The sequence below is a fragment of the Clostridium sp. genome, assembly GCF_021372645.1.
Lineage (GTDB): Bacteria > Bacillota > Clostridia > Clostridiales > Clostridiaceae > Clostridium.
The window spans coordinates 1-11,076 of sequence record NZ_JAJFUC010000076.1 but is presented as its reverse complement, the minus strand read 5'-3'; the positions used below and the strand labels follow the sequence as shown (position 1 = coordinate 11,076).

Sequence of the window (11,076 nt, the reverse complement as noted above, 5' to 3'; positions counted from 1 at the left end):
CGTAAATTTTCTTGTAGTATCAACATATCCTAAAATTTCACTTACCTTCTTTACTTCTTCTTCACTTAAAAATGTTTGAAATATATCAAATATAGTGGTAGTATTTTTCATGAGGGCATTCTCCTTAGTATTGTTTTTGTTCGCACTTTAATATTACTACAGAATGACCTCATTTTTTATATATTTTTATTTCCGTTTTTTGGTTAATCAACACTTATGGTTTTAAATATTAAAGAAACTTTTTTAACTCTACAAGAGACAGAATTCTTTAAATATTTAGAAATTGCAAGAAAAACATTATCTGGAACAGTGGGAAATAATCTTCTAGAACTTAATTTTCCTCTTGATGAAGAAAATATAGGTGGTAGACAACTTTCTCTAATGGAACTAAAAAAAAGTAAATTAAAAAATGATGCTCTGCTTGCTAACTTCTATAAATTAATTATAGATAGTTATGACTACACAGGTAATTTTCTAATACTTATTTTTCACGATGCTTATGATGTTATGACAAAAACTACGGATAATGCAAAATTAGATGAATCCGAAGAAGTATATGAATACCTATTATGTGCAATATGTCCGGTATCACTTTCAAAACCAGGTCTTGGATATATTGAAGATGAAAATCGAATTGGAGCACGTCTTAGAGATTGGATAGTTGGTCCCCCTGATCTTGGATTTGTATTTCCAGCTTTTACAGACCGTAGTACTGATATTCATTCTATTATGTACTATACAAAAAATGCAAAAGATCCACATCCAGAATTAATGGAAGAAGCTTTAGGCTGTAGTTCAAAACAAACTGCAATTCTGCAGAAAGAAACATTCCATACTATTATTCGTAAAGCCATTGGCAATGATGATGAAAAATCTGATCATTTATTCATGGAAATTCAAGAAACTCTTAATAATATGGTAGATGATCATATTACTGTTAATGGTAAAGATGCTGAACCTATGATTTTGACTAATGATAATATTCAAGATATTCTAATTGAAAGCGGTATTCCTGAAGAAATTACTGCAAAAATCGAAAAATCCTATACAGAAGAATTTGGTGATACGCCTCCTGTAGTAGAACATTTAATCGATACAAAAGCGCTAGCAGCAAATGAGCTAAGAAAAAAAGAAGAAAGGCTTGAAAAAAAAGTACGAATACTTGAAGAAAGACTTGAAAAAACAAAACAAGATCCAGTATTAGATTCAGAAAAAGAATCAGCTTCTGACTCTAAGTTAGAAGCAACTTTTGACTCTGAAATAGAATCTGAGAACAATACTACTATAAACTATGACATTGTACTTCAAGTAAAACCTCAAAAAGTAACTCAAATAAAATCACAAATAATTGATGGAAAAAAATATATTGTTATTCCTATTGAGGATGATGAACAAGCCAATGTAAATGGTGTTACTACCTTGCTTTAATATTTTTTCATTATTTATGCTAAGAATTTCAGTAAAAAGGCTAATATCTATAATTATTATGGATATTAGCCTCTCTATTATAAAAAAGTAAGCATAAATTATCCTCTACTAGTATAATATCTATGCTTATCTATCTACATTCCCAATTCAATTTATAAGTGTCAATTATTTCTGCTTATTTCTCATTTACATCTATATTTCTTATATATTTTTTTCAATCACTCCATAAATAATTGCACCGCCTTTTTTTCCTCCATAATATTTTTCTATTCCTAGTTTTTCAAAATCATTAGAACCTTGTCTTTCTTTAATAACAACTCTTTTTTTACACACTCTAAGTGCTTCCATTAAAATCTCTTTTGTTAATCCTTTGTGATCTGCAAAATCCCTAAAGGAATTTATTGATGCTGACTTTCTATTTGGTTCTTTAAACATAGGATCAAAATATACTACATCAAAACTATTATCATTTTGCTTTAAAATGTAATCTTCATATGATTCATTAACGACCTTTATATTATTTATAGTTTCACCATTAACATTATTATAGTTTTCTAATCCACGTTTACTTAAATAAGCTATATACTTATTAACTTCCGTCCCTACTACATGTCCCTTTTCTCCAACAACTGCTGAAAATACAAGAGAATCCCCTGCAAGACCTAATGTACAATCTAATATACTATTTCCTTCTTCTAATTTTGTTGCCTCTATTATAGCTGCTTTATTGCCTTGTCTTATTGATTTAATCTTAAGTTCTGACATATTAGGATGCCAAAATAGTGTAGTATATTCTCCCTTTATAACAATCTTATCTCTTTCAACTACTAATAAGTAATCAAAACCATCTTTTAAAATTGTCTTTTTGATACTAAAATTACCTCTTTTTATATATGATATATTTAAATCTTTAGATATAACTTTTGCTTTATAATTTAAACTCTCATCTGGTTCTCTTGTAGTAGTAACTGCAATCTTCATTTTTTCCCTCTTTGCCTTATTCTTTTCTTAAAATATCTAATGTATGTGCGCTTGCTCCTAGCATTTCATATCTTTCACACGTAGAAAAATGATAATCCATAAAAAGCCTAAATGTATCTTCATCCATAGCATTCAAAATAGGTCGCATATAATTAGCTGGTCCATCTGCTGCAATTAATTTTATCCTTTGCACTCTTACTTCCTCATTTAACTTATTAATATCTTCAATCCTTACATAATCATATAAATCTTTTGGTTTCGATATAACATGAAAATCTTGATAAATCTAATGCTGTTCCCTGCATTGCTTTTACTGTACTTCCTTTTGACTTTAAAATACCTAGATTGTGCTTAACAAGTTCAATTGCAGTAACATCATAACCTTCGTTTGCTAATTGTACAGAGTATCGCCCTGTGCCCGCACCAACATCTAATATTTTTGCATTCTCATTATTTTCTAGATATTCATGAATATACTTCATGGAAGTTAAAAATTCAACTTGTGCATATTTTCTCGTTAATCTTTTGTCTTCACAAAATTTATTATAGTATTTTTCCAATTCTACTGTCATCTCTTATGTTCCCCACCTATTATTATATTTTAAATTATTAAATACAAATTATACTTTATTTTTAATTACAAAAGCATTTTTGCAAATTCCATATTATCAAAGCTATTTTCTTTAATATATTCTAAAATATCGCTTCTATAGTTCCTATCGTGCTCTACTGTTTTTACAAATACTTTAATAAACGCTATAATATCTTCTACAGAATCTTTTCCATTATATATGTATTTCCCAACTAAATAAAATCTCATTAATGAATATCTAAATAAAAGCAGAATATATCCATCAAACATAAAATCGCTTTCTGAAAAAGGGAATAAATTATTATATATAAAATTAACCATATAATTTTCAAATATGTGACTGTTACTTTCTATATACTTCTCTGTATATTTTTCAAATGCATTTATATATTCATCCTTATTTTCAATTACATCCTCATTATCTTTAATATTATATCCCTCTAAAACTTCTTTAGTGTACTTTATAAATTTATCGCTATCAATTGCATTTACTATATCTAAAGAATCAATTACATTCTTCAAAACTGAAACCTGAAGTACATAATTCATACTTTCTCTTTTATAAGCCTTAGACTCAGTTTCTATATCATATTCACTTATAAATTCTTTTATTTCATCACTTTCTATATCTTCTAGCTCATTTAAAAAATCACCTAAAACATATAATCTAGAACTTAAATTTAAATTTCTATTTTGGATTATTTTTATTGAAAAGTCTCGTATCTCTTTGAAATACTTTATAGGTGTATCTTTGAACTTTGATGATCTAGTATCAAGTACACCTGACATAGTATACTTACCTAAACTCTTTTCACTTTTATTAAATTCTATTTTTTCTTTACTTAAAAGTATAACTCTTGCTGCCTCTATACATGATGCATCAATGGACATTTCATAATGATCATCTACTTTATTTAGTACCCTAGGAAATTGAGTACAAACACTAGAAAGATAATCTTCACCAAATTTTCCTTGAATCGAACAATAACTCTCATCATCTAGAAACGGACATCTTTTTTCTTTGTTTAATTTAATTTTTCCATAATCTAAATCTTTATTAGTACAATATTCATTTATATGAACACTTTTTTGGAACATCTTCTTCATTGATTCATCTGTAACTTTGTGATATTTTTTAAATGTCTCTTTATCAATATCAATATCCCATTCCTTACAACAGGTATCTTCACATTTTCCTCCAATACACTGAAACTTATCTACATATGATGGATATATCATTTTAACACTTTTTTTCATATTTATCTTCCTTACATTTTAATATTTTATCTAAAGATAATTATATCATCAACATAACATATAATTTAAATTATTTTCTACTTAACGCTGAAATCTTTTTAGAATCACCAGCGTAGCAGGTGGTATTTTATTACTATCCATTACGTGAGTATAAATATCAACTGTTATTTCTGAATAAATTTTCATTTCGATTTTTTTGTGGTAAAATACTACTATATTTAATTATTTGTAAATATATAAGGGATATTTTTTTATAATTATTAAAAAATCGAATTAGGAGAACTATATTGTGAATAAATTATATTTTTTTAACAAATCAAATTTCAACCTTACAAAAGATCAAAGATCCAATATTATCCAAGATATTAACGTAACTAATTTTACAAGAATGAAGTTACTTCTTATTATATTTATAATAGTTGAAATTCTATTTATATTATTTAATGACATACCTTACTTAATAAATCCTTCTTCAAATGTAATTTGGAATGATAGCAAATTCTTCATCTTACATTTACTAATTTTGTTTGTTTCTATTATTGGACTTATACTTATAAAAATCTCAACTAAATATGACAAAAATAAATTTAAAAACATATACAAATTATTAATTCCAACTTTAACTGCTTTGCTTTTGAGCTTGGTAGCTATAATCAATAGCTTAGATCAAGTTAAATCTGGATATATAAGCAGTGTGTTTATAGCTAATCTTATTATATTCAGTGCTGTTATAATGCTGAGATTCCCATTAAATTTAGCTGTATATTTGATTCCATTTTTAACTTATTTAGGTGGATTGGTAACGTTTCAACATAATGCTGAATTATTAATTTCAAACAGTATAAATGGGTTGATTTTCTTTTTGGCAGTTATCCTAATTTCAACAGCAATTTATAATTACCATTGGGAAGAAATAACTAAAAATATAGTTTTAGAAGAAATTAATTTCAAATTGAATTACATGTCAAGTCATGACCCATTAACAGGGCTTTTGAATCGAAGAAGTTTTGGGATTAAAGTTGCCGAAAAAATGAGAATTATTACTGAAACTAAAGAACTAGCAACTCTTATTTGGGTAGATATTGATCATTTTAAACATGTAAATGATAAGTTTGGTCATCCCATAGGAGATATTGTACTTAAGGAAGTAAGTCATATTTTAATGGAACATATAAAAACTACTGATTTGGTTACTCGCTGGGGCGGTGAAGAGTTTCTTATATTTCTTTTTCAAACTTCAATTGATGAAACTTACGTATTAGCTAATAAGATTAGATTGGCAATTCAGAATAAAGTAATACTAGCTGATGAATTCCAAATACAGATAACTGCAAGTTTTGGAGTTTCCTTATTAAAAGACAATTTTTCAAACTCTTTTGATACTTCCTACAAAGCAGCAGATGCTGCCCTTTATAAAGCTAAAAATCAAGGCAGAAATCAAGTTGTCCTAGCTTCATTAGATACTGAAGAATAATTTTTATTGTCAAACTATTATCTTTATGCATAAGAAGAATTTTAATCATAATCCATGCCCCTTTTTCATTTAAAGTAAGAAATCTCTAAATAATTAAAATAACCCACGACAATTTTGTCGTGGGTTTCATGGTGGAGGCGACCCGTAACCAGCCCCCACTTCCATTAATTATTCAACTTCTTAGCCTCAGCCACCAACCTATACAAAGTATTCATAGCCTCCATAGGATTTAGTCCTAATATATCAACCTCACTAATCTCCTTAAGAAATGCTTCTTTTTCTATAAAAGCAAAGTCTAACTGCATATTATTAGAAGTTTCTTTATGCTTATGTTTCTTTTGTGTAATTTCTTCCTTAACCTCTACTTTAGCATAATTCTCATTTTCTAATCCGTTATTACCGTTGTTAGGAAGATTATTATCAGATTTAGCCTCTCCTACATATTCACTCACTGCTTCTAAAACTTTTTCAGTAACAGTAATCTCATTATTAGACTTGTTAATATCAACAGCTATTTCTCTTTCTTTAAATTCACTATTTTCGCTATGGGTTACCTTATGTATATCAAAGCTATTTTCTCCTTCTATGCTTAGAAGAATTTCTCTAGCTCTTTCTATTACTGCCTCTGGAAGGCCTGCAAGCTTTGCAACTTCTATACCATAAGATTCATCTGCTCCGCCTTCAACTATTTTTCTTAAAAAGATTACGCTGTCTTTCATCTTCTTAACTGCTACAGAATAATTTTTAACACCAGGTAAGATTCCTTCAAGCTTAACTAACTCATGATAATGAGTTGCAAACAAGGTTTTGCATCTTAATTTATCATTTCCTGTTATATATTCAATAACTGACCATGCTATTGAAAGGCCATCATATGTTGAAGTCCCTCTTCCAACCTCATCTAATAAAACTAAGCTCTTAGGCGTTGCATTTTTAAGTATGTTAGATACTTCCCACATTTCAACCATAAAAGTTGATTTACCACCTGCTAAATCATCAGAAGCTCCAATTCTAGTGAATATCTTATCACAAATCGAAATATTAGCTGAAGCTGCGGGTACAAAGGAACCTATTTGAGCCATTAAAGTAATAAGTGCTACCTGTCTCATATATGTAGATTTACCTGCCATATTAGGACCTGTTATAAGCAATAATTCTTTATCTGTTTGATTTAACTTAGTATTGTTAGAAACAAAATCTCCTCTTCCTATTACCTTTTCAACAACAGGATGCCTTCCATCAACTATTTCAATTAAACCTTCTTCATTAATTTCTGGTTTAATATAATCATTTTCAAGAGCTACTAAAGCTAAAGTAGATATACCATCTAAATTTGAAATTATTCTAGCACTTTTCTTAAGTCTTGCAATTTCTTTTTCTATTGTATCCCGTACTTCAGTAAATAAAGCATATTCTAAATTAATAAGCTTTTCTTCAGAACCTAAGATTTTATCTTCCATTACCTTAAGCTCTTCTGTTATATATCTTTCAGCATTAGATAAAGTTTGTTTTCTTATATATCTTCCTTCTGGAATATAGTTATAATTTGATTTGGTAATTTCAATGTAATATCCAAAAACTTTGTTGTAACCAACTTTTAAAGATTTAATTCCAGTAAATTCTCTTTCCTGATTTTCTAGAGCTGCAATCCATTCCTTGCCATGTAGTTTTGATTGTCTTAATTCATCAACCTCTGCATTATAACCATCTTTTATTATGTTTCCTTCTTTTATACTTAAAGATGGTTCTTCTTTAATTGAGGAGTCTAGTAATCTTCTTACATCATCTAATTCATCTAAGTTTTCATAATATTCTTTTAAAATATCAGAATTTGCATATTTTAAAAGTTCTTTAATGGCTGGAATTTTATCTAAGGATGCTTTAAGAGATAACATATCCTTTGCGTTTACATTTTTATTAGAAATTTTACCTACAATTCTTTCTATATCATAGATTTCTTTTAAAAAAGTTCTTAGATCTTCATTAAAACTTATAGAGTTAAATGCTTCATTAACTCCACTCAACCTTTTTTCTATTTCTGATTTAATAATTAAAGGTTCTTCTATCCATTTTCTTAAGGTTCTTCCTCCCATGGATGTAGCACTTTTATCAATTACCCATAAAAGAGAGCCTTTTTTATTTTTTTCTCTTATGCTTTCTGTAAGTTCTAAGTTTCTTCTTGAATTACCATCTATGGTCATATAATTTACAATTTCATATTGTTCTAGTATATTTATATTAGTTAAACTCATTTTTTGAGTTTCATATATGTACTTAAGTAATACTGAGCTTGCAAGTTCTCTTTCTTTAGTTACTCCTGCAACTTCCATATCTGAAAATTTTTCTACAAGTTCTTCTCTTGTGACAAAAAATTCATTAAAGTTTTTCTTAGATATAAATGCAGAGGTTACTCCTTTAATATCATCTATAAGAGATTCACTTAAGTTTTCATCTACTAAGATTTCTTTAGGTAAAACCTTTGAAATTTCATCTAATAAGCTTATTTTTATATTATCAAAAGAAGTTGTTTTAAATTCACCAGTACTTATATCTGAAAATGCTATACCGATTTTTTCATCATTTTCATATATAGCCATTAAATAAGTATTGTCATTTTCAAGTGCACTATTAGAATCTATAAAAGTTCCAGGTGTAATTATCTTTACAACACCTCTTTTTACAATTCCTTTAGCTTCTTTTGGGTCTTCAAGCTGTTCACAGATTGCAACTTTATAACCTTTATTAACAAGCCTTGGTACATAAGCAGTTGCTGCATGATGTGGAATTCCACACATAGGAGCTCTTTCTTCAAGTCCACAACTTTTCCCAGTGAGTACTAATTCAAGCTCACGAGACACAGTAAGGGCATCATCAAAAAACATCTCATAAAAATCGCCTAGTCTATAAAATAGAATACAATCACTGTATTCTTCCTTAGTCTTCATATATTCAACCATCATTGGCGTTAAAGCCATAATTAATATCCTCCCTTAAATGTTCATTTATTTCAGTAATAAAAGTAGCTTCTTTATAAATTTATAATTTATCTAAAAAGCCCTAGAACAATTATAGCAATTATTCTAGGGATTTTCATTAATATTTATTTTACTTTTTCTTCTTTTGTCATTGCTGGAACCTTACCAACAATTGAGTTATCAATTGAAGAAGTTATTTCTATAAAATTTCCCTCCTTACTACTAACCCATTCATCATTTATCAAATTATTTAAATTTTTATTTATTTTAAAATATAACTTATATTTAATTCATTTTTAATATCTATTGAATATAATGTGTATAAAAGGAAGTGATGAAAATGAAAAATTTAAATATTTGTATTGATATTGATGGTACTATATCAGACCCTTATTATTGGCTAAGTTATGCTAATAAATATTTCAATTCCAATATCTATGAAAGCCAAGTTACATGTTATAACATTGCTAAAATTCTTAATATTTCGGAAAATGATTATCTAGAATTCTATGAAAAATTTAAGTTTGAAATTCATACTAAACAAATTTTGAGAGATGATGTTAAAGATATATTGGATAAGCTATATAAGCTTAATAATATCTATTTTGTAACTGCAAGAGATAAATCTTTAGAACTGGTAACTTTTCTATATTTACTAAATCATGAAATTCCCTTTGATGAAGTTTTTGTTTTAGGCACTCATAATAAAGTTCCTAAGGCAAAAGATTTAAATTGTGATATTTTCATAGAAGATAGTTATGAAAATGCTATTCAATTATCAAACAGCGACTTTAAGGTTATATTAATAGATACAAACTACAATAGACTTCCACTCAATTCCAATATTATTAGAGCATATAATTGGAATGAAATATTAAAAATCATAACTGAAATTTCAAAAGAAAAAGAAGTAATTTAATATATTAATAAATTAAACTGCTTCTTTATAATCTACAATAACAATCAATAAGGTTTCATTAAATTTAATATAACAATACCAATCCTTATAGTAGTTACTACAAGGATTTTCATTAGTTCTGTGGATTTTTAATAAGTCCAATAGCTACTCCAAGAAAGATAAATAGTTGATCTTCTATAATAATAGGTTCATACTTCTCATTCTCTGGCATAAGAACAATTTTTCCATTTATAGTTTTATATGTTTTTAAAGTAGCTTCTCCTTTAATGTCAACGGCAACTATATCTCTAATACTTGGAGTATTTTGCTTACTTATTACCACATAATCTCCATTATAAATGTTTTTATTTATCATAGAATCACCTTTTACTTTAAGAATAAAAACATCTTTAGTCTTTCTTATCCATTCTTTTGACAAATAGTAATTATCCTCAATAGAATCATTCATAAAAATTGGACTACCTGCTGCAATTTCATTAAATACTGGAATACTTATAACCTCTTCTACTTTTTCCTCAAAGTTATTATAGTCTACATATATTTCGTCTACTGCTCCAGAATCTTTTATAAACCTATGTATTCTAATGTACCTAAATTTAATGATGCATTTTCTAACGTACCTTTATTAATCTCATCATTTTGTGTTAAATTATCTTTCTTATCTTTAGATTCTTCAATCTCTTTAACTTGAACTTCATTGTACAATTCATTTAACGTAATACATTTTCCCTTCATATCATATCCTAAGCTTGAAAAAGATCGTCCCTTTGTAATCCAAGCATTAGGATTAATATTTTCAATGTTATTAACTATAAAAGTTATACTTGAATAAGATTTTTCGTTATATAATGCTTTCAGAAATTCTAATTGAACCTTTGTTAGGTATTGGCTATTATCTATAAATATATGAGTATAATTACTATTCGGATTTTTCATTGCCTGCTCTAATGCTAAAAGCTCCATATCTTGAGTATCTATTTTATTAATCTTTTTTAAGTTATTGTTATACTCAATTAAAATATCATAAATAGCTTGTCTTTGCTTTGAATTTTTTCTGAGTATTTTTGATATATCATTACTTGTTTTATTAATCCTGCCAATTCTATTAGCTTCTTGATATTCTTCAAGTTTTATATAATTACAAGCTTTAATCCACTTAATTTCTTCTTGTATAAATTGAGTATACTCAAGGTTTAATATCTTAAGCTTTTTCTTTTCATATTTCTTACAAATATTAACTATTGCTTCTTTAAGTTCATTTTCACATTCTTTAATAGATGCAATAGTTAAATTCTTTTTATTTTCTTTTTTATATATATATGTTGCAAAATGAAAACTTCAAAAATAACTATCAAGAAAAAATATCCATAAATATAAATCAACTAAAATATCCAAACTAAAAATAAAATTATCGAGAGGTGTTAACTATGGATGTTTTAGTGCTTAATAA

At 27.2% G+C, this 11,076-nt stretch carries 7 protein-coding genes and 2 pseudogenes; 3 read left to right on the top strand and 6 right to left on the bottom strand.

Annotated features, from left to right (window positions below; translation table 11 throughout):
* Positions 1-216: 216 nt before the first annotated feature.
* Positions 217-1,428 (top strand): annotated as a pseudogene (locus tag LLF98_RS12155) (DUF4317 domain-containing protein); the annotation flags it as partial.
* A gap of 201 nt (positions 1,429-1,629) precedes the next feature.
* On the opposite strand, the gene LLF98_RS12150 reads toward LLF98_RS12155, so the two are convergent.
* The 3 genes and pseudogenes from LLF98_RS12150 to fliB all read right to left on the bottom strand — a co-directional run bounded on the left by LLF98_RS12150 (position 1,630) and on the right by fliB (position 4,258).
* Positions 1,630-2,409 carry a class I SAM-dependent methyltransferase gene (locus LLF98_RS12150; protein WP_291703943.1) on the bottom strand — a complete coding sequence of 260 codons (780 nt, stop codon included), beginning with the start codon at positions 2,407-2,409 and terminating at the stop codon, positions 1,630-1,632.
* Between the two features lie 16 nt (positions 2,410-2,425).
* Positions 2,426-2,981, bottom strand: a pseudogene (locus LLF98_RS12145) (methyltransferase domain-containing protein).
* Positions 2,982-3,046: 65 nt separating this feature from the next.
* On the bottom strand, positions 3,047-4,258 hold the full coding sequence (gene fliB, locus LLF98_RS12140; protein ID WP_291703941.1) for a flagellin lysine-N-methylase: 1,212 nt from the start codon (positions 4,256-4,258) through the stop codon (positions 3,047-3,049).
* Positions 4,259-4,547: 289 nt separating this feature from the next.
* Between fliB and LLF98_RS12135 the strand changes: the two genes are divergently transcribed.
* The gene (locus LLF98_RS12135; protein ID WP_291703939.1) at positions 4,548-5,732 is read left to right on the top strand and encodes a GGDEF domain-containing protein; all 1,185 of its coding nucleotides are present in this window, start codon (positions 4,548-4,550) and stop codon (positions 5,730-5,732) included.
* A 164-nt stretch (positions 5,733-5,896) separates the two neighbouring features.
* On the opposite strand, the gene mutS is transcribed toward LLF98_RS12135, so the two are convergent.
* Positions 5,897-8,707 (bottom strand): DNA mismatch repair protein MutS, encoded by a 2,811-nt coding sequence (gene mutS / locus LLF98_RS12130; RefSeq protein WP_291703937.1) that lies wholly within the window; start codon positions 8,705-8,707, stop codon positions 5,897-5,899.
* A gap of 340 nt (positions 8,708-9,047) precedes the next feature.
* On the opposite strand from mutS, the gene LLF98_RS12125 reads away from it, so the two are divergent.
* Positions 9,048-9,626 (top strand): hypothetical protein, encoded by a 579-nt coding sequence (locus LLF98_RS12125; RefSeq protein WP_291703935.1) that lies wholly within the window; start codon positions 9,048-9,050, stop codon positions 9,624-9,626.
* Between the two features lie 112 nt (positions 9,627-9,738).
* Here LLF98_RS12125 and LLF98_RS12120 read toward each other — a convergent pair whose 3' ends face one another.
* Complete coding sequence (locus LLF98_RS12120; protein ID WP_291703933.1) at positions 9,739-10,074, bottom strand: S24 family peptidase; 336 nt, start codon at positions 10,072-10,074, stop codon at positions 9,739-9,741.
* 116 nt (positions 10,075-10,190) lie between these two features.
* Positions 10,191-10,901, bottom strand: coding sequence for a UvrD-helicase domain-containing protein (locus LLF98_RS12115; RefSeq protein WP_291703947.1), 711 nt, complete (start codon positions 10,899-10,901; stop codon positions 10,191-10,193).
* Positions 10,902-11,076 lie beyond the last annotated feature (175 nt).